The organism is Leadbetterella byssophila DSM 17132 (genome assembly GCF_000166395.1).
Taxonomy (GTDB): Bacteria; Bacteroidota; Bacteroidia; order Cytophagales; family Spirosomataceae; genus Leadbetterella; species Leadbetterella byssophila.
Window position 1 is genome coordinate 3955918 of the sequence record NC_014655.1, and the last position, 18438, is coordinate 3974355.

18 protein-coding genes are annotated in these 18438 nt (G+C 40.6%); 8 read left to right on the forward strand and 10 right to left on the reverse strand.

From position 1 onward, the window contains the following. Window positions 1-66: 66 nt before the first annotated feature. Window positions 67-564, reverse strand: a complete 498-nt coding sequence (locus LBYS_RS17520) for a YceI family protein (protein WP_013410179.1) — start codon at window positions 562-564, stop codon at window positions 67-69. 34 nt (window positions 565-598) lie between these two features. After that, a complete protein-coding gene (locus LBYS_RS17525; protein WP_013410180.1) occupies window positions 599-1315 on the reverse strand; it encodes a pyridoxine 5'-phosphate synthase in 717 nt (238 codons plus the stop codon). 69 nt (window positions 1316-1384) lie between these two features. On the opposite strand from LBYS_RS17525, the gene LBYS_RS17530 reads away from it, so the two are divergent. From LBYS_RS17530 to LBYS_RS17540, 3 genes are read left to right on the forward strand one after another with little or no spacing between them, the layout of a single operon-like run. Further along, window positions 1385-1834 (forward strand): GatB/YqeY domain-containing protein, encoded by a 450-nt coding sequence (locus LBYS_RS17530; protein ID WP_013410181.1) that lies wholly within the window; start codon window positions 1385-1387, stop codon window positions 1832-1834. Window positions 1835-1837: 3 nt separating this feature from the next. Continuing rightward, window positions 1838-2368 (forward strand): CvpA family protein, encoded by a 531-nt coding sequence (locus LBYS_RS17535; protein ID WP_013410182.1) that lies wholly within the window; start codon window positions 1838-1840, stop codon window positions 2366-2368. After that, entirely contained in the window at window positions 2369-3568 is a 1200-nt protein-coding gene (locus LBYS_RS17540; RefSeq protein WP_013410183.1) for a porin, read from the forward strand. On the opposite strand, the gene LBYS_RS17545 is transcribed toward LBYS_RS17540, so the two are convergent. From LBYS_RS17545 to LBYS_RS17560, 4 genes are read right to left on the reverse strand one after another with little or no spacing between them, the layout of a single operon-like run. After that, window positions 3537-4418 carry an ATP-grasp domain-containing protein gene (locus tag LBYS_RS17545; protein ID WP_013410184.1) on the reverse strand — a complete coding sequence of 294 codons (882 nt, stop codon included), beginning with the start codon at window positions 4416-4418 and terminating at the stop codon, window positions 3537-3539. The two genes, LBYS_RS17540 and LBYS_RS17545, sit on opposite strands and share 32 nt — an antisense overlap. Continuing rightward, window positions 4415-7078 (reverse strand): alanine--tRNA ligase, encoded by a 2664-nt coding sequence (gene alaS / locus LBYS_RS17550; RefSeq protein WP_013410185.1) that lies wholly within the window; start codon window positions 7076-7078, stop codon window positions 4415-4417. Before alaS ends, LBYS_RS17545 begins: the two co-directional genes overlap by 4 nt. Before the next feature lie 43 nt (window positions 7079-7121). Then, window positions 7122-8021, reverse strand: coding sequence for a ribonuclease Z (locus LBYS_RS17555; protein WP_013410186.1), 900 nt, complete (start codon window positions 8019-8021; stop codon window positions 7122-7124). Window positions 8022-8024: 3 nt separating this feature from the next. Continuing rightward, window positions 8025-8426, reverse strand: coding sequence for an STAS domain-containing protein (locus LBYS_RS17560; protein ID WP_013410187.1), 402 nt, complete (start codon window positions 8424-8426; stop codon window positions 8025-8027). A gap of 136 nt (window positions 8427-8562) precedes the next feature. On the opposite strand from LBYS_RS17560, the gene glgB reads away from it, so the two are divergent. Next, window positions 8563-10488: a 1,4-alpha-glucan branching protein GlgB gene (gene glgB, locus LBYS_RS17565; protein WP_013410188.1), complete on the forward strand. Its 1926-nt coding sequence runs from the start codon at window positions 8563-8565 to the stop codon at window positions 10486-10488. On the opposite strand, the gene LBYS_RS17570 is transcribed toward glgB, so the two are convergent. The 4 genes from LBYS_RS17570 to LBYS_RS17585 are packed head-to-tail and all read right to left on the reverse strand — an operon-like array spanning window position 10437 to window position 14608. Continuing rightward, complete coding sequence (locus LBYS_RS17570; protein ID WP_013410189.1) at window positions 10437-11342, reverse strand: DMT family transporter; 906 nt, start codon at window positions 11340-11342, stop codon at window positions 10437-10439. The two genes, glgB and LBYS_RS17570, sit on opposite strands and share 52 nt — an antisense overlap. A gap of 1 nt (window position 11343) precedes the next feature. Next, the gene (locus tag LBYS_RS17575; RefSeq protein ID WP_013410190.1) at window positions 11344-13011 is read right to left on the reverse strand and encodes a GMC oxidoreductase; all 1668 of its coding nucleotides are present in this window, start codon (window positions 13009-13011) and stop codon (window positions 11344-11346) included. After that, the gene (gene uxuA, locus LBYS_RS17580) at window positions 13008-14168 is read right to left on the reverse strand and encodes a mannonate dehydratase (protein WP_013410191.1); all 1161 of its coding nucleotides are present in this window, start codon (window positions 14166-14168) and stop codon (window positions 13008-13010) included. Before uxuA ends, LBYS_RS17575 begins: the two co-directional genes overlap by 4 nt. A gap of 26 nt (window positions 14169-14194) precedes the next feature. Beyond that, window positions 14195-14608, reverse strand: a complete 414-nt coding sequence (locus tag LBYS_RS17585; RefSeq protein ID WP_013410192.1) for a Rieske 2Fe-2S domain-containing protein — start codon at window positions 14606-14608, stop codon at window positions 14195-14197. Between the two features lie 96 nt (window positions 14609-14704). On the opposite strand from LBYS_RS17585, the gene LBYS_RS17590 reads away from it, so the two are divergent. From LBYS_RS17590 to LBYS_RS17605, 4 genes are read left to right on the forward strand one after another with little or no spacing between them, the layout of a single operon-like run. Beyond that, on the forward strand, window positions 14705-15166 hold the full coding sequence (locus tag LBYS_RS17590) for a DUF2452 domain-containing protein (protein WP_013410193.1): 462 nt from the start codon (window positions 14705-14707) through the stop codon (window positions 15164-15166). After that, a complete protein-coding gene (locus LBYS_RS17595) occupies window positions 15147-15557 on the forward strand; it encodes an EVE domain-containing protein (RefSeq protein ID WP_013410194.1) in 411 nt (136 codons plus the stop codon). The genes LBYS_RS17590 and LBYS_RS17595 overlap by 20 nt, the downstream gene beginning before the upstream one ends. Continuing rightward, on the forward strand, window positions 15547-17040 hold the full coding sequence (locus LBYS_RS17600) for a hypothetical protein (protein ID WP_013410195.1): 1494 nt from the start codon (window positions 15547-15549) through the stop codon (window positions 17038-17040). Before LBYS_RS17595 ends, LBYS_RS17600 begins: the two co-directional genes overlap by 11 nt. Next, window positions 17041-18399, forward strand: a complete 1359-nt coding sequence (locus LBYS_RS17605) for a hypothetical protein (RefSeq protein ID WP_013410196.1) — start codon at window positions 17041-17043, stop codon at window positions 18397-18399. Window positions 18400-18438 lie beyond the last annotated feature (39 nt).

An 18438-nucleotide genomic window follows, 5' to 3' on the forward strand; every position in this document is an offset into this window, starting at 1 on the left:
AGATTGAAAAAATAACGCGAAAATAATAAAAACTTTTTAGAAGGGGGCTAAAACGGTGGTAGGTAATTACTTAATTACAGGTAAATTAATCTCCACATCTACTTTTTCACCTACATTCTTCTTCTCCAGTTTGAAATCAGATCTATTAACACTGAATTTCCCATGAAATAGTCCATCATTTTCTGTTCCTGAGAAGGTGAATGGAATACTAACATTTTTAGTGATGTCTTTTATGGTTAGTTTTCCTTCAGCCAGGTAGGTGTTGCCTGTCTTTTGAATGCGTTCACTTTGGAAGTGAATGCTTGGATATTTTTCTGCGTTAAAGAAATCTTCTTGCTTAGCGTGTTTGGTTTTTAGGCCTATGCCCATGTCTAGGGTGTTCAAGTCTACTGTAACATCAAACTTGGCTAGTTCCGGTTGGCCAGGGTCAAAATCTATAGTGCCTTTTAATCCTCCTATACTCCCTTTAGCATTTTTAGTAGCAAAGGAAATCGTATAGTCTTTCGGCGTCCAAGACGGAGAAACGAGTAAAAGGCTAAATAGAAGTGTTAGTGGCTTAATCATGTTAGTGCCATTTAGTAGTTAAAAAAAAGTAGTTTTATTGCAATTGGCGCAGATACATTTGAATGGTATTTTCTAAACCATAATAAAGGGCATCTGCGATTAATGCATGGCCTATGCTGACCTCTAAAAGCCCGGGTATGTTTTGCTTAAAATATGCAAGGTTTTCCAGACTAAGATCATGTCCTGCGTTTAATCCTAAGCCAACTTCTAAAGCTTTTTCAGCTGCTACAACAAAGGGAGCGATGGCCTTTTCTCTATCCGATGGATAACCTTTGGCGTAGGATTCCGTATAAAGCTCTATTCTGTCAGTTCCGGTTTCAGCGGCTGCTTCTACCATAATAGGATCTGCATCTACAAAGATAGAAACGCGAATACCCGCATTTTTGTATTTTTTTACCAATTCTTTTAGTTGGGCTTGGTGACGTACCGTATCCCAACCTGCATTTGAGGTGATGGCATTTAAGGCATCAGGTACTAAGGTAACTTGTGCGGGGACAGTTTTCAGCACCACTTCTTCAAACCTACCTTCCGTGGGGTTACCTTCTATATTGAATTCTGTACAGATTTTCTCTTTTAAGTCAAAAACATCCTGGTAGCGAATATGTCTTTCATCCGGTCTGGGATGTACGGTAATTCCTTGTGCTCCAAACTTCTCACAGTCTAATGCTACTTGAAGTACATTTGGAACATCTCCACCTCTCGAATTTCTTAATGTTGCTATTTTATTGATATTGACCGATAATTTTGTCATTTTTGCACTACCTATTTGAAGTTCAAATTTAGGGTTTTTACAAGTACAATATTTTAATTCCTACAAATAATGTCATTAAAAGCGAAGATTGATGCGGATATTAAGGCCGCTATGTTAGCGAAGGATCAAGCGAAATTATTAGCGCTTAGAGATATAAAAAAAGCAATCCTTTTAGAAGAAACTAAACCAGGTGCTTCAGCCGCTTTGTCAGAAGGAGATGAAATGAGAATCTTGCAAAAGGCTGTGAAACAGAGGAAAGATTCTGCCGAAATTTATAAGACTCAAAACCGTTCTGACCTTTTGGAAAAGGAATTGGCTGAGATTGCTATCATAGAAGCATATTTGCCCGCTGCAATGAGTGAAGAAGAACTGGAAACTGCCATCAAGTCCATCATTGAAAAAGTAGGGGCTGCGGCACCTTCTGATTTAGGTAAAGTGATGGGAGTAGCCAGCAAAGAATTGGCAGGTAAAGCAGACGGTAGAGCCATAAGTGAAATGGCGAAGAAATTATTGGCCTGATTCATGTCTGCATTTGATATTCTACTCCTTCTTCCTATAGCAGTAGGTGCATGGAATGGGTACAGGAAGGGTGTACTGATAGAGATTTTTGGTATTATAGCTTTTATCTTTTCTATCATAATTGGCTTTAAATTTCTTTATTTAGGTTCTGAAGTAGTAGAAGGAACTTTGGGCGAAGATAGGATGAAGTGGCTTTCACCCTATCTAAGCTTTTTTATTGTTTTTTTACCCTCCCTATTTTTGATTCGTAAAATAGGTTTATTGATGAAGAAAGCTATCCGATTGACCTTTTTGGGTATTTTAGATGGCTTTTTAGGTGCTTTACTTGGCGCTGTTACGGTGACTTTTGGAATGAGCGTTCTTCTTTGGATAGTAGATAAACTGCATATTCCCATTGCGGAGGCTCAGGAAAACAAGATTTTGGATTTTGTCAAAGGTTTTGCACCTAAAGTAATAAGCGTGATCTCTGACTATTTACCGGGAGGGAATTGGATAGAATATTTGGATGAATTGAAACATCGACTCACACACTAAATGCGTATTTTCCTTTTGCTAGTATTCTTGATGCCAGTCACCTTGATGGCCCAAGGAGATTTAACTGTTAAGAAAAGACCGATCAATAATGATCTTAAACTGTCTGTACTGCCGTATTACAATTACGGAAAAGGTTTAGGTTTGACTTCTCCTGATTCTGTGTTTCAATTGAATATCCGTTTTAGGATACAGAATAGGGCTGAATATATTGAGGATACCAAAAGTGGTTTTGGAGGCTATATAAGACGTCTAAGATTGAGACTAGACGGCTATGTGGGTAATCCGAAGTTTATGTATGCTTTGCAACTTTCCTTTGCTCCTGATGATGTAGGAGAGCTCGAAGAGGGGAAGAATCTAAATGTAATTCGGGACGCTGTTATTTTTTATAGGCCAAACAAACATTGGACCTTCGCTTTTGGCCAGACGAAGTTGCCGGGTAACCGACAAAGAGTGAATTCATCCGGAGCCCTACAGTTGCCTGACAGGAGTATAAATAATGCCAAATTCAATCTGGATAGGGATTTTGGTTTTCAATTCAATCAATTGAACGAATATAAGGATCAGTTCTCCTATAATTTCAAAGGAGCTATTACTACAGGTAACGGCAGAAATACCACTATAGAAGGAGATCCCGGCTTAGCGTATACCGCGAAGGTTGAGTTATTCCCATTAGGCGCTTTTGAAAAGTCCGGATCAACGTTTGAAGGAGACCTGGTTCGTGAAACTAGGCCAAAGTTTCTCCTCTCCGGTGCTTTTCATTTCAATGATAATGCACAAAGGTCTCAAGGCCTACTCGGGCATGATATTAGTGAGAGAAGAGATTTGAAATCAGTGCTTCTCGATGGAGTTTTTAAATATAGAGGAGTAGCATTGATGTACGCGTATATGGAAAGAAAAGTACATAATCCGCTTATATCAGAAGAGGAGTATTACTTTTCCGGGAAAGGGCAGGATTACCAAGCCTCCTATTTGTTTCCATCCAACTATGAGCTCGTGTCTCGAATTAGCACCCAAAAGGTGCATAAGGATTTGCTAGCACTGGTACCTCATCAAAACCAGTACAGCATTGGAATTAACAAATACATTTGGGAGCATTCCTTCAAGATTCAATTAGAAGCAGGTATAAATAAATACACCTATCTGGAAGACAAGAAAAGAGACGGTTGGTTTACTCGTTTCCAGATAGAAATGGGCATTTAGATAAGACTGCTTGATAGTAGGCCTCTAGTCTACTCTCCTCACCGTTGATGAATAGGTACGGTTCTATAAGCTCTAATTCCATAAGATGGAATACTTCATTGATCAGAACGCCATCCACTCTGGCATAGAGGGTATTTGAGGCAAAGGTGTCAATGTATCTCTGAGCTTGTTGAATAAGATTTGAAGAGGCCGTTCGGTAGTCTACTTTGCCTCCTAAATAATGTTGAACCCGGAAATCAGCATCTTTAGGTGTCTTTAGAAGACTATGGCTGTATTTTCCTCCAAAGTACAAGAGTGACCATTCGCCGCTTTGTATCTCCTTAACATAAGGTTGGAGCATGTAGGGTTCTTCCTTTAGCCAGGATTCTAAGTGCGAAGCTATTTCTGGCCATTGGGCAACTTCGAAAAGTAGGGTGTTTTTTGCCCCAGCACTTATGCAGGGTTTTATAACCCACTTATCACTACCTTCAAACCATGATTCTGTTACTTCATCCAGTTGGTGAATATACCTTGTAGGTATAACAGGAAGTCCTTTTTGGGCAATGTCAGCCAGGTAATGCTTGTCACTATTCCATTTAACTATATCTACTTCATTCCAGACGGGAATGCCTAGGTTCTGTAGTTGATCTAGCCAGGAAATGAACTTTGAGTACTTTTCATGGTAATCCCAAGGGGCCTTGAGGATGACAGCTTTATAGTGGGTCCACTGAATATTTGGATTATCCCAAACTACTTTTTCAATGGGCAGGCCCTTCTGTTGAAGGTAGGTCAGAACGTCTGCATCTTCGTCTCTGACCGTACCATTATTGTATTTATGCTGAACTTGATAGACGGCAAATGCAAATTTCATGCTCCTAAAATGCTTGCTTTTGCCGCTTCTATTGCGTCATCTAAACCTTTCACATCAGAACCTCCTGCGGTAGCGAAGTGAGGCTGTCCACCTCCGCCCCCTTTCATTAATTTTGCCACTTCTCTAATGATGGTTCCGGCATTCAAGTTCTTTTCTTTAACCACGTTTTCGTCTATCAAGATAGCTAAACTAGGTTTGTCATTTATTACTGCACCCAGGATAACTACCGGCTTACCAATACCTTGTTTTAATCCAAATGCTAAGGTTTTTAATCCGTCTGCATGAGGAACATTTACCCGAGCAGCTACCACATTCATGCCATTGACGTTCTCTACTTTACTGAGTAGTGCTACCTTAGCGGCTTGAATGCTTGCATTTTCGAACATTTCAATGCGCTTTTGGAATTGTGCATTTTCTGCTTTAAGGGTTTCTACTGCTTTAAGCAGATCAGTAGCTTTTAACAAATCCTTAAGTTCTTGAATCAATTGAGCCTGCTCTCTCATCAGTTCAAGCGCTTTGACGCCCGTTACTGCTTCCACCCTTCTTACACCGGCTGATACTGAACCCTCAGAGATAAAACGGAATAGGCCAATTTCTCCTGTAGAGTTAACGTGCGTACCACCACATAATTCAATAGAATAGTTAGGGTCAAAGGTGATTACACGAACAAAATCACCGTATTTCTCTCCAAACGTGGCTGTAGCTCCCATGTCTACAGCTTCCTGGAACGGCACATTGCGTTTTTCACCTTTCAGAATATTGGCTCTGATCTTCTCATTGACAATATCCTCCACCTTCTTCAATTCTTCATCCGTTACTTTAGCAAAGTGGGAGAAGTCAAATCTGGTCAGCTCGTCATTTTGGTATGAACCACGCTGCACAATGTGAGAACCTAGAACCTCTTTTAATGCTGCTAGCATTAAGTGGGTGGCAGTATGATTCTTTTCGATATTTTTTCGCCTCTCAGCGTTCACTTGAGCAAAGACTTCTACCGGCTCTTCATATCCACTTAGGATTTCAGCAGCATTTTTGTCTTTTACTACATGAATGAATAGGTCGTTTTCTTTTCTTGTATCTGATACATGTAAGGTTTGATCACCAATGGTAATGGTGCCGGTATCTCCCACTTGTCCACCCATTTCAGCATAGAATGGAGTTTGGTCTAAAACTACGTGGATCTCCTGACCTTGTTTGGTTTTTGAGATGCGGTATTTGGTTAATAGGGCAGTGGAAGATAATTGGTCGTAACCTAGGAATTCAACTGCGTCTGTGTCTCCTAATTCTACCCAGTCGGCTGCTTCTTTCTGAGCGTCTTTTCTACTTCTGGCTTTTTGCTCTTCTAGAGCCTTTTTGTAGCCTTCTTCATCTATGCCAAATCCTTTTTCACGAGCGATAAGGGCTGTTAAGTCTACAGGGAACCCAAAGGTGTCAGATAGTTCAAATACAGTTTCTCCGCTTAGTAATTTTTCCCCTTTGTCCTCCTTAAATAAGACATCAAGGCGTTTAAGGCCTTGTTCTAGAGTTCTTAAGAACGTTTTTTCTTCTTCCTCTACTACTTTGCTTACAAAATCTACCTGTGCTTGTAGTTCAGGGAATACATCGGCAAATTGTTTAGCCAAGACGGGTACTAATTTGCACATGAAGGGTTCTCTGAAATTCAAATAGGAGTATCCGTAGCGCAATGCTCTACGTAAGATTCTTCTGATAACATAGCCAGCTTTAGCATTGGACGGGAGTTGTCCATCTGAAATGGCGAAACTAACCGCTCTCAGGTGGTCAGCGATTACCCGCATGGCTACGTCCACATAATTATCTGAGGACAGGGTTCCGTTTACGCCATATTTAAAACCGCTGAGTTGTTCTATGACCTGAATGGTATTCTGGAAAAGATCGGTGTCGTAATTGGATTTTTTACCTTGGATAGCCATACAAAGCCGTTCAAAGCCCATACCGGTATCCACATGTTTTTCAGGAAGAGGAATTAAGGTTCCATCAGCTTTGCGTTCATACTGCATGAACACGTTGTTCCAAATCTCAACCACTTGCGGGTGATCTTTATTGACTAGTTCTTTTCCGGAAATCTGATCTACTTCCTCCTGGTCTCTTAAATCTATATGGATTTCAGAACATGGCCCACATGGACCTATATCTCCCATTTCCCAGAAGTTATCTTTCTTATTTCCTAGTATAATTCTATTTTCATCCCCAATGATGGATTTCCAAATATCAAAAGCTTCCTGATCAAAGGGTACACCTTCAGAAGGATTGCCTTCAAATACGGAAACATAAATCCGGTCTTTCGGTAATTTGTAAACTTCAGTTAATAGTTCCCATGACCAAGCCAAGGCCTCTTTTTTGAAGTAATCTCCAAAAGACCAATTGCCCAACATTTCAAACATGGTATGGTGGTAAGTATCAAATCCTACCTCTTCCAGGTCATTATGTTTACCGCTTACACGCAAGCATTTCTGTGTGTCCGCAATACGTTTACTTGGTGGATTTCCATTGCCCAGGAAAAAGTCCTTGAACTGAGCCATTCCACTATTGTTAAACATGAGGGTAGGGTCATTTTTCGCAACCAAAGGTGCTGAAGGGACAATTAGGTGTCCTCTTTTTTCGAAAAAATCTAAGAATGCTTTGCGTATCTCGTGAGATGTCATTTGGGACTATATATAATAAAGTACAAAAATACAGGATTTTTGCTTACACACGAAAGGTTTTCCCTTCCTCTGATAGATAGGTGTTCTGGAAGATTTCTCTGGCTTCTGTCAAGAAGGCAGAGGTGTCTTTATATCTGGAGGAGAAATGTCCAATAATCAGTTGTTTAACTTGTGCAGCCTTCGCAATGGAGGCAGCCTGTTCTGCCGTAGAGTGGAAGGTCATTTGGGCTCGTGCACTTAACTCTTTAGTAAAAGTACTTTCATGATAGAGTAAGTCAGCCTGATACACATAACTGGCTATTCCCAGATCAAATATGGTGTCAGAACAATAGGCTACCTTTTTGGGGCTTGCAGGAGCCAGGGTGTATTCAGCGTTCGCATAAATTTTTCCTTCATGCTCTACATCTAATCCTTCTTTTAGCATTTTGAAATAGGGTAGAGGGAAGTCAGGAGGCAAACGTTCTGCCAATATCTTTCTCAGTGCAGGTTTTTCGGATATGAGGTAACCCGTACAAGGGATTCTATGTTTCAGAGGTATAGTGCTGATACTTATTTTTTCATTGGAGAAAACCTCTTCAAATGCCCCTGGATTAGTAGTCCTGTAATCTATGGTATAGTTTAAGAAAGAAAGGCTATATCTAAGTTGTACTCCAATGATGTCTTGTAAACCATGTGGTCCAATGAGAACCAATGGTTCCGTTCTACCTGTATTATTTAAGGTATTTAATAAGGCAATAAGACCGAAGAAATGATCCCCATGCAGATGAGTGATCAGTATATATTTAATTCGGGAGAAACGTACCTTGTATTTCAACATCTGAAATTGAGTACCTTCTCCGCAGTCCAACAAAATACTCTCGTTTCCAAGGTCAAGTAGGGCTGCGGAGGGTCTTCTCTCCGTAATAGGAGTGGCTGAACCGGTTCCTAATATTGTGAACTTCAAGGTTTAATAATCGTTTTCATCTCCCATTTCGTCCTCATCTCCATCGTCATAATCGCTGTCCTGGGTATGCATGTAAATCACCTCTACAGCCTCTTCAACTGAAGAAAGCATCAGTAATTCATAAGCAGAGTTATCCGCCATCACATCCATTACATCGTCATTATTCACTACCGTGCAGAAGATTCCGGATTCTCTTAATGCGATTTTATGGATCTTATCAAAGAGTTTAACTGCAGCTACAGAAAGAGTATCCACATGATCAAGGTCTACAATATAGTGAATACGGCCTTCTCCTGAATATAAGCCAGCTACGGCTTTTTCCATAGCAGCAGCAGTAGACTCATCAAAGTTTGAAGATTCAGGAGCCAATAGTACATACTCCTCAGTTTTCTTAATAGTAATCATATAGTATTTAGTCAACGCCTTTTTCAAGCTTATTTCAAAAGTCGGAAATATGCCTTGAAAAAAAAATTTCGTAAAAAATAAATGTTTTGAAAAGCTGAAAACTTTTCTCTTTTTTGTAGAAAATATAACTTTTCTAATGGCTAAAAAGAAGGAACCTGCGGTGGAATTTAAGAACGTAGAAGCTTATTCCCTCTTTACGGATTTTGACATCAGTTTATTTAAATCCGGAAAGCATTACCGTCTTTATGAGAAGTTTGGAACACATGTTCTGGAACATCAAGGTGTGGTGGGTACTTACTTCGCCGTATGGGCTCCGAATGCCCGTTCTGTTCATGTCATTGGAAATTTTAACGCCTGGAATCATGAGTCCCACGGCTTGTACCCTCGCTGGGATGGATCTGGAATCTGGGAAGGATGGATACCGAATATAGGAAACGGTGAGATCTTTAAATACAGAATTGTTTCCAATCATCACGGAGTCATTACGGAAAAGGGTGACCCATATGCTTTAACATGGGAGGAAGCTCCCCGCACTTCTTCCATAGTATGGGATACCTGGTATGAATGGAAGGATAAAGACTGGATGAGTAAACGCAGGGAGAAAAACCATTTGGACGCCCCTGTTTCTGTATATGAGGTGCATTTGGGTTCATGGAGAAGAGATCCCAGTGATCCAGAAAGAAGATTGAATTACAGGGAGATTGCTGATGCTTTGGTTCCTTATGTTAAGGACTTAGGTTTTACCCATGTAGAATTCATGCCGGTCATGCAGCACCCTTATGAGCCTTCTTGGGGGTATCAGATTACTGGTTATTTTGCGGTGAATTCAAAGCAAGGTTCTCCTCAAGATTTTATGTATCTGGTGGAGCAATTGCACCAAAACGGCATAGGAGTGATCCTGGACTGGGTACCTTCTCACTTCCCGGGAGATGCTCATGGTTTATATAGATTTGACGGCACAGCTCTATATGAACACGAGGATCCCCGTCAGGGCTACCACCCGGATTGGAAGTCATATATCTTTAATTATGCTAGATATGAGGTGAGATCTTTCCTCATCAGTAATGCACTATTCTGGTTAGACCGCTTTCACATAGATGGTTTGAGAGTGGATGCGGTAGCATCTATGCTGTATAGAGATTACTCCCGCCAGGATGGACAATGGGTACCTAATGTTTTCGGAGGTAGGGAAAATCTAGAAGTCATTTCATTATTAAAAGAATTAAACGAGGAAGTCTACAAATCCTTCCCTGACGTTCAAACCATAGCGGAAGAGTCTACCGCCTTTCCAGGGGTTTCCCGACCCGTTTATACTGGAGGTTTAGGATTCGGTATGAAATGGATGATGGGGTGGATGAATGATGCTCTGAGGTATTTCGCCCGTGATCCTATGTATAGAAAATGGCATCAGAATGACCTGACCTTTAGCTTGGTTTATGCCTTTTCAGAGAACTTTATGCTCCCCCTTTCACACGATGAAGTGGTTTATGGTAAAGGTTCTCTTTTGATGAAAATGCCCGGAGATACATGGCAGAAGTTTGCTAACCTTAGATTACTTTTCTCTTATATGTTCTTGCATCCCGGAACGAAACTGCTCTTTATGGGAGGGGAGTTTGGACAAGTTAAAGAATGGAATTTCTTGCAGAGCCTGGATTGGCATTTACTAGAGGAGTATTCACATAAGGGGCTGCAACTGGCATTAACAGACCTGAATCATCTTTATCGTTCTACGCTTGTTTTACATAAGGGACAATTTACTTCCGAATGTTTTCAGTGGGTGGATGGCTCAGATACCGAAAACTGCGTTATCAGCTTTCTCAGAAAAGCGGATGACCAGGCAGTATTGGTAGTCCTAAACCTTACGGCCCAGCCTCAGAGAGATTATAGAATAGGATTTCCTAACCAGAAAGAAGTAGTGGAGCTCTTCAATTCTGATCATACCAAATATGGAGGTTCAGGAGTAGGGAATGAAAAGATTTATATTGAAGAGGTTCCTTATCAAGGGTTTCCTTACTCTGTCCGACTTTCACTTCCTCCACTTGGGGCACTTGTGATAGGTTGACGCTTAATCGTCAACCAGGTTTGAAGTAGAACTGAAAGCATCACGCATACTAGGCCAATATAGAAATATTGGTTCACCTCATGTGCCTCTTTAAACAGGATGAATGCCAAAATAATGGCATATACCGGCTCCAGATTAAAAGTGAGATTGACGGTAAATGCAGGGATCTTTTTTAAAGCTTCTGAGAACAATTGGTACAAGCCTACAGTGCAAACCAAACCAAGAATCAACAGGTATATTCCATCCTTAAGGTCCGGAAAAATATAATCTGTGGGGAACAAATATAGGTAAAGTGGTAAGAGTAAGGTCAAAGCTATGGTTCCACCTAGGATTTCATAAAAGTTGATGATCCTAGTGTCATATTTCCTTACCCATCCTTCATTTACAATGGTAAATAGAGCTGCGAAAAGAGATGAAATTATTCCTAAAATGATCCCCGTTTGGTGAGTTGTATCAAAATGGAAAATCAGACCAATTCCCAATATGGTTAATAAACTTAACAGTAATTCAGAAAAGACGAATTTCTTCTTTTGTATGAAGGGTACTAAGAGAGCTGTGAAACAAGAAGTTAAAGCATAGCAAACCACCCCAATGGATACGTTTGAATACTTAATACTTCCATAAAAAAACAGCCAGTGTATCATGATAATGCACCCTGTGCCGGCCATTCTCAGTTTGTCATCTTTTGGGTGCGGAGTTTTGGTGATCAATAAAATGATAAAGAGGGCCAGTGAGGATATCAAGATTCTGTACCAAGTCAGAAGGCCCTCGTTTAATTGGATTAACTTCCCTAATATACCAGTGAAGCCGGCAAGAATGACGGCAATATGTAAAAACAGATAGGACTGACGCATTTTATAGGTTTCCTTTTTTCATTTCCTGAACAGCGTGATCAGCGGCTCTGGCGGCTAAGGCCATATAGGTCAAAGAAGGATTAACATTAGAAGAAGATACCATGGCGGCCCCATCTGTTACATAAACATTTGGTGCATTCCACACCTGATTATGTTTATTTAATACCGAGTTTTTAGGAGAATGCCCCATTCGGGCCGTTCCCATCTCATGTATACTTATTCCCGGCATGGACTTTTGAGAATCATAAGCTCGTATATTCTTGATTCCTGCTATGTCCATCAGATTCATGGCTTCCTGAAGCATACATTCCTTCATCTTGTATTCATTCTCTCCCAGCTCCGCGTGAAAATCGACCAAAGGTAAACCTAATTTATCAGTTTCCTTGCTTAAGGTGAAATAGTTATTTTCATTAGGTAAGATTTCCCCAAAACCTGTTAAAGAGAATTGCCAGGGTCCTAAGAGTGCGTACTTACCTTTTAATTTCTCTCCTATCAAATCTTGTCCTCCTAAGGCAGATCTGGATGCTCCTCCCTGATAACCAAAACCTCTTAAAAAGTCCCTTTTGTCATGACCTAAATTCACAAAGCGGGGAATATAAATTCCATTAGGTCTTTTGCCGAAGTAGTATTTGTCTTCTAAACCTTCCAGTATTCCGGATACCACTTTCGACTTGTGATGGTCCATGATGTTTCTTCCCAACTGCCCACTCTCATTTCCCAGTCCGTTTGGATGGGTTTTAGAAGTAGACTGCATCATGATCCAGGCTGTATTGATGGCACTGGCATTTAAGAAGATAAGTCGAGCAAAAAACTCCGTTTCTTCTCCGGTTTCAGCATGCAGAGCTTTTACTCCCGTGGCTTTTCCTGTAGCATCATCAAAGATAACTTGAAAGACCACCTGCTTATGTACTATACTTAAGTTGCCTGTTCGCATAGCTGCAGGTAGAGTGGCAGATTGCGTGCTGAAATATGCCCCATACGGGCATCCTCTCATGCATTTGTTGCGAAATTGGCAAGATGTCCTGCCTAGTTCCTTTTGTTCTTCTGTGGGTCGGGTTAAGTGAGCTACCCTTCCTATGGTCATAGGGTACTTGCCCCTTAATCTTTGTTTGATTTCCCTCTCTGCACAGTTCATTTCCATGGCTGGCTGGAACTCTCCATCAGGGAGACTGTCCCATCCTTCAGCTTGACCGCTGATACCCGCAAACTTCTCAACATAGGAATACCAAGGAGCAAGATCTTTATATCTTAAGGGCCAATCTATCCCTATGCCTTCCTTGGCATTGGCTTCAAAATCCAGATCTGACCATCGGTACGACTGTCTACCCCACATTAATGATCTCCCGCCAGTTTGGTAGCCTCTTACCCAAGTAAACGGCTTAGATTCCTTATAAGGATGGTCAATGTCCTTGGTGAAGAAGTGTCGATGCTCTTCATTAGCTGTGTATCCTGTACGTACATTGGCCCAGTAGTCTTTTCGGGTTTGAAGGTCCATTTTGCCCCGGTGCTCCAGTTGCCAGGCTTCCTTCATGGCAGTGGTATAATCCTCCCGGTGCTTAACCTCCCTGCCTCTCTCAATCAATAAGACTTTAAGTCCCTTTTCACATAACTCTTTAGCGGCCCAGCCTCCAGAGAGGCCGGAACCCACTACAATAGCATCATAGGTCATGCTCCTAAAATTCCTAATTCTAGTCCACGTAATTCCGCCAAACCACGAAGTCTGCCTATAGCAGAGTAGCCCGGATTAGAGGTTTTATGTAGATCATCTAACATCTGATGTCCATGATCCGGACGGAAAGGAATAGGAGTACTTCTCAACTGATTTTCTGTGGCGAGTGCTTTCATGATAGCATACATATTGACGTCACCGTCTAGATGGTCAGCCTCATAGAAATTGCCCCATTGATCCTTCTTTACATTTCTAAGGTGAGCGAAGTAAACTCTTGACTTAACTCTTTCAAATATGGAAAGTAGATCATTCTGTTTACCAGCACCAAGAGAACCGGTACAGAAGCAAACACCATTGAAAGGTTGATCCACACATTTAAGAATGTAATCAAAGTCTTCGTAACCACTAGCTATTCTAGGGAGTCCTAATATGGGATATGGAGGGTCATCCGGGTGTATCGTCATATGGATGCCTTCAGAGGTACAAGTTTCCGCTATGCTCTCGAGGAAGAATTGAAGATTTTCTTTCAAACCCTCTCTTCCAATGTTCTCGTAAACGGAAATACTTTTTAAGAGTTCTTCCGGTTCTATATCTTTTTCTCCCGGAATCCCCATTAAGATAACTTTTTGTAGCTCTTCTTTTTCTTGAGCAGTATAATTTTGATTTCTCTCTGCTGCTATTTGCTGGATTTCACTAGGATAATCTCCTTCAGCATTTTTTCTTTTCAAAAGATAGATGTCAAAGACGGCCAAATCTGCCCAGTCAAAATACAGCGCTTTTGATCCATCTTTCATAGTGAGGTCTAATTGTGTCCTCGTCCAGTCGAGTACAGGCATAAAGTTATAGCATACGGTTTTTATGCCGCATTGAGCTAAATTCTTTAGGCTCTGATTGTAATTTCTTAGATAGTGCTCATAATTTCCGGTCCTCGTTTTAATGGATTCATGCACCGGAACACTTTCTACTACGGACCAGGTCAGTCCCTCACTTTCGATTTCTTTTTTTCTTTGAAGAATGTCTTCTACAGGCCATATTTCTCCATGAGGAATATGGTGGAGAGCCGTTACTATTCCTGTTGCTCCCGCTTGTTTCACATCTTGGAGAGTAACACCATCCGCCGGTCCATACCATCTCCAGGTTTGTTCTAATTTTTTCACTTTAATATGTTAGGGTATAAAATTTTTTAATTTTCTGCAATTCGAACGATTCCATTAGAATTGTTCACTACAAACCAAGCTTTATAAGCAGTTAAGTGGTTTCCGCCACTTTTAGCTTTTCCGTCTAGATCGTAGGTTATATTGTCTTTGGAACAACTAAATGTTTTGTTGCTAGAATTATATGTAATAGGAGTAATTCCATCTGAAGGGCAGTAGCCGGATACTGCTTTAAAGTTATTCCCTTCTATCCTAGCCACTATGATTTTTTCTTTCACTAAAAGGTGTGATTGTCCTACTGTACGTAGTTTTGAATATTCACTATGATCTAAGTCCAGAGACAAGTTAAGTGCATCCGGATTCCCGGGAGAGGGATCAGGAAGGGTGCCTTCTTCACAACTTAGTAAGAAGAGAGCCAGTAGTGGAATAAGTGCTTTTTTCATCAGGAAAGTTGAATTAAAGGTCCAAAATTCAAAAATCATAAAAAAAACTGAAAGGTAGCCAGTACGGCGGGTATTTTTTGAATGTATTTTTACCGTATGGAAAGTAATGCTGTAGAAAATAAGAATGTAGCAAAGGATCCAGGCTTAATCACTTATGCCCATACGGCCGGTAGTGCAGTTATACGTCCGGAGGATATGGGTAAGGTAAAAGGCAAAGCTCAAATGGCCATGCGGCAACAAACTCAGGACGCATTGGAGAAAATCTATAGGCAAATTGAGTTGCTTAAAAAGCAAGCCCAGGAGATTGTGGAGCGCATTGATATTTCTGAGCGCATATATCAGGCGCAAATGAGCTTTGAGCCGGTTATCAACAGTTCTTATTTTTTGTATGAAAAGAAGGATGGTACGGATGTGCTGTCTATGGTGGGACCTACAGAGTGGGGAAGGAAATTTCCTTATAATCGTTTTCTGGCTACCGTACATCTACTGGCTGACCATACCTGGAAAGTTGAATTTTTAAATAGTGAGAAGATAGATTATGAATTATTGGTTAGTTAAATCAGAACCCTTTAAATTTTCTTGGGACACCTTCGTTAGTAAAGGAGGAGATATGTGGGATGGAGTCAGAAATTATGCTGCTCGTAATAATCTAAAGGCTATGAAAGAAGGAGATTTGGTATTCTTCTATCATTCAAATGAAGGCCTTGAGATTGTGGGCTTGGCAAAGGTGACAAAAGAGCATTATCCGGACCCTACAGCTGATGATCCAAAATGGGTGGTAGTAGATTTAGTGCCCGTTAAGAAGCTAAATAAACCTGTTAGCCTAGCACAAATCAAAGCAGATCCGGTATTACAACAAATGGCTATCGTCCGTCTTTCAAGACTTTCAGTGAGCCCCGTAACTCCTACAGAATTTGATCGTGTAATGGATTTAGCAGATGAGAATTAAAATCTTTCTCTTTTTACTTATTGGGTTAGTCGCTCCAACATTTGCTCAAAATATTGTTAACATTCCGGTTCCGGGAAACTCGAACCAAGTACGTGCAGTTAACCTGAAAGATAGTGGGATTATTCTTCTGGATAAGTCCTCTGAAGGGGTTTTGAGGATTCAAAAATGGGATACTGACCTGAATAAACAATGGGAAACCCGTACGGAAATTCCCGAAAAGACGAACTATATCGACGAGTATTTCGACGGGCGTTTTCTCTATATAATCTTGGAACCAAAGGACGCTAGAAACTTTATTTTGCTAAAGATTTCTTCAGCCTTCGCTGCATTCCAACGTTTTGATTTTCCCTTGTCCAAAGGTTTTCAGTATGGATTCTTTGCGGCTAATGACCAGGTGATATGTTTAGGTGGAGCTGTGAAGAATGAACCTTTTTTGGCCATTCTTGAGACTGTCCCTGGCTCCTCCCCGAAATTTGTAAGCGGAGGCTCCAAGGGCACTTTGGAATTACAAGCCCTTCATGTAGCTGACAAAACCATCTATGCTACCTTTATCCATCAAACCAAAAAGTCCAATGAGCTAGTTTTTAGAGAGATGGATTATAACGGTAAGGTGCTTAGCTCTAATAATATTCCAGCAAAAGAGGATAATATCTTTTTGTCTGCTAAATACTTTGAGCATGTAGATGGCCCTCTTTTAGTAGGAAACTATGGTTTAGCAAAGACAAATAGCAACAGTATTCCTTCTTCTCAAGGGATCTTCGTCCATAAGTTATCCGTAAACAAAACGAATTACTATAATTTTTCGGCTTTTAAAAACTTGTTTAGCTTCATGAGCGAAAGGCAAAAGGAGCGTCTGGATAAGCAGGTAGAGAAAAAGAAAAATCAAGGCAGAGAATATAATTTTGATTATAGGTTGTTCATTTCCGGTCTGCAATTTGTTGGGGAAAATACCTTGGTGGTAGGAGAGCTATTCCAACCCGAATATAGAAGTAGGAATTACGGTTATTATGGTTTTGCTCCCAGCATGTATTGGGGTAGACCTTATCTGTATAATTACTATGGCATGTTCTCTAATTGGTACGGTTACCCCTACAGAAACTCTCAAGTGTTTGATGGGTTCAAATACTTAGAAGGGGTGATTTTTGCCCTTGCTCCTGACGGAACCTTAGCCTGGGATCAGGCTTATGCTTATAAGAATATCAAGTATTATGACCTGCAATCGCATTTGAAAGTCAGCCAAACGGAGGATAAGACTATTGCTCTTTACAGTGAAAGCAAGAGGTTAAAAGTGAACGAAATATCACTTAGAGGACAAAGTCTAGCTCAGAGAGAATTTGATCCGGAAAGCCTTGATCTTCAATTTGCAAATAAGAAGTCAGAGTTTTCTAACTTTGAACATTGGTATGATGATGTTTACTTTAATTGGGGAGTAATGAAGAAGGACGGTCAACACGTCTGCTTCATTCAAAAAATTATTCCTTAAATGAAAAAGTTGATTCTCCTTCTGTTCTTTTTTAGTGCAGCTCAGGCGCAGATTCTGCATTCTGCCCAACTGGAAATAGTGGGCAGTCCAGGCTGGTACCAGGCCATAAGTTTGAACAAGGAAGGATTAATTCTTATACTAAAAGAAGATCAAACTCGATTTAAAGTGGTCAGATATACCACAGATCTTAGAAAGGTATGGGAGCAAGAACTGTTTTTTGATACGGAAGAGGGCCCCCAATCATACACTTTGTATGACCATAGAATTGCACTCCTTTTTTCTGAGACTTCCGGAATGTACTACCAATGGATAGATTTTGATATAAATACGGGAGAATATCAAAGGAAAGGATTTGAATTGAGGGATTATTTTGTAGACAAAGGGATAGGTATACTGAATGGGCAGATGATTTTAGTGGGTACAGACAAAGAGGGACTAAGTCTATTTGTATTCGATGGAGAAAATGGCATTTTAGTGCATACCCAGTGGAAAGGTAATCTGGAGATCCAGGAGGTAAAAATTGGTGAGCATATAGAGGTTTTGGCTTTGGAAAAGACCTTAGGATATAGCAATGAGAAGAAGAAAAAAGGGGAGTATGTCAAAAGTACCCAAGTGGTCTACGCACATTTAAGCTCGTCAGGTGAAATACTAAGCAAGAAGGTAATTGTTCCTACAGGCGGTAAATTTCCTATGAATGGAAGAAGAGCAGGAGATCATGTAATAGGTGTGTACAAAGAGCCGGACGGAAACAGAGGTGTCTTTATTAGTTCTATTCGGGAGGTGAAAAATTCGCCTCAATTCTTCACTCCATTTTTAGAGGTCCTGGGAGATAAGAATGCAAAATATTTGAAAGCTGCAGAGTATAAACTGGTAAATCCTATAGCATCTGAAGAGGGCTCCCTGATGGGAGGAGCATTTTATACGAACATTACTGACAAATCAGGCTTGGCTATGGGATGGGAATACAGCACAGCTCAAGTTTTTACCGTATTTGATGAAATGGTACAAAGGCACACTCTGCCTTTGAAGCTACAGACTCCGAAAGGGGCTCAACCTTTCGCTTTGAATTCTGCAGGAGCAGTAGCATATGTAGGTAATGGAAAACTTTGGGTGCGCAACTTCAATATTGGCTCCCGACCTATAGCTTATGCACTTTCAGAAGATAAGCCCTCATCCTTTGTGCCGGGGTACCGACAAGTTTTGCATTGGTATGATAATGTTTTTTTGGGGATAGGCACACAGAGTAAGATGGAAGCTCAACAAGTAAAGGGTACCGGCAAAAAAAAGAGGCCAATTCCTTATACTCAAACCCGTAAAACCTTCTTTCTTACGGCCATTTCTGCTGGAATTGCCAATTAAAAGTTTAAGGTATTTGTTTCATACTTAAGCAAAAAATAT

Coding starts and splice junctions, on each gene's coding strand:
- LBYS_RS17600 (WP_013410195.1), top strand. CDS start 15,547: ATGAGAATTAAAATCTTTCTCTTTTTACTTATTGGGTTAGTCGCTCCA.
- LBYS_RS17520 (WP_013410179.1), bottom strand. CDS start 564: ATGATTAAGCCACTAACACTTCTATTTAGCCTTTTACTCGTTTCTCCG.
- LBYS_RS17525 (WP_013410180.1), bottom strand. CDS start 1,315: ATGACAAAATTATCGGTCAATATCAATAAAATAGCAACATTAAGAAAT.
- LBYS_RS17570 (WP_013410189.1), bottom strand. CDS start 11,342: ATGCGTCAGTCCTATCTGTTTTTACATATTGCCGTCATTCTTGCCGGC.
- LBYS_RS17575 (WP_013410190.1), bottom strand. CDS start 13,011: ATGACCTATGATGCTATTGTAGTGGGTTCCGGCCTCTCTGGAGGCTGG.
- LBYS_RS17535 (WP_013410182.1), top strand. CDS start 1,838: ATGTCTGCATTTGATATTCTACTCCTTCTTCCTATAGCAGTAGGTGCA.
- glgB (WP_013410188.1), top strand. CDS start 8,563: ATGGCTAAAAAGAAGGAACCTGCGGTGGAATTTAAGAACGTAGAAGCT.
- LBYS_RS17585 (WP_013410192.1), bottom strand. CDS start 14,608: ATGAAAAAAGCACTTATTCCACTACTGGCTCTCTTCTTACTAAGTTGT.
- LBYS_RS17545 (WP_013410184.1), bottom strand. CDS start 4,418: ATGAAATTTGCATTTGCCGTCTATCAAGTTCAGCATAAATACAATAAT.
- LBYS_RS17540 (WP_013410183.1), top strand. CDS start 2,369: ATGCGTATTTTCCTTTTGCTAGTATTCTTGATGCCAGTCACCTTGATG.
- alaS (WP_013410185.1), bottom strand. CDS start 7,078: ATGACATCTCACGAGATACGCAAAGCATTCTTAGATTTTTTCGAAAAA.
- LBYS_RS17605 (WP_013410196.1), top strand. CDS start 17,041: ATGAAAAAGTTGATTCTCCTTCTGTTCTTTTTTAGTGCAGCTCAGGCG.
- LBYS_RS17590 (WP_013410193.1), top strand. CDS start 14,705: ATGGAAAGTAATGCTGTAGAAAATAAGAATGTAGCAAAGGATCCAGGC.
- LBYS_RS17560 (WP_013410187.1), bottom strand. CDS start 8,426: ATGATTACTATTAAGAAAACTGAGGAGTATGTACTATTGGCTCCTGAA.
- LBYS_RS17530 (WP_013410181.1), top strand. CDS start 1,385: ATGTCATTAAAAGCGAAGATTGATGCGGATATTAAGGCCGCTATGTTA.
- LBYS_RS17595 (WP_013410194.1), top strand. CDS start 15,147: ATGAATTATTGGTTAGTTAAATCAGAACCCTTTAAATTTTCTTGGGAC.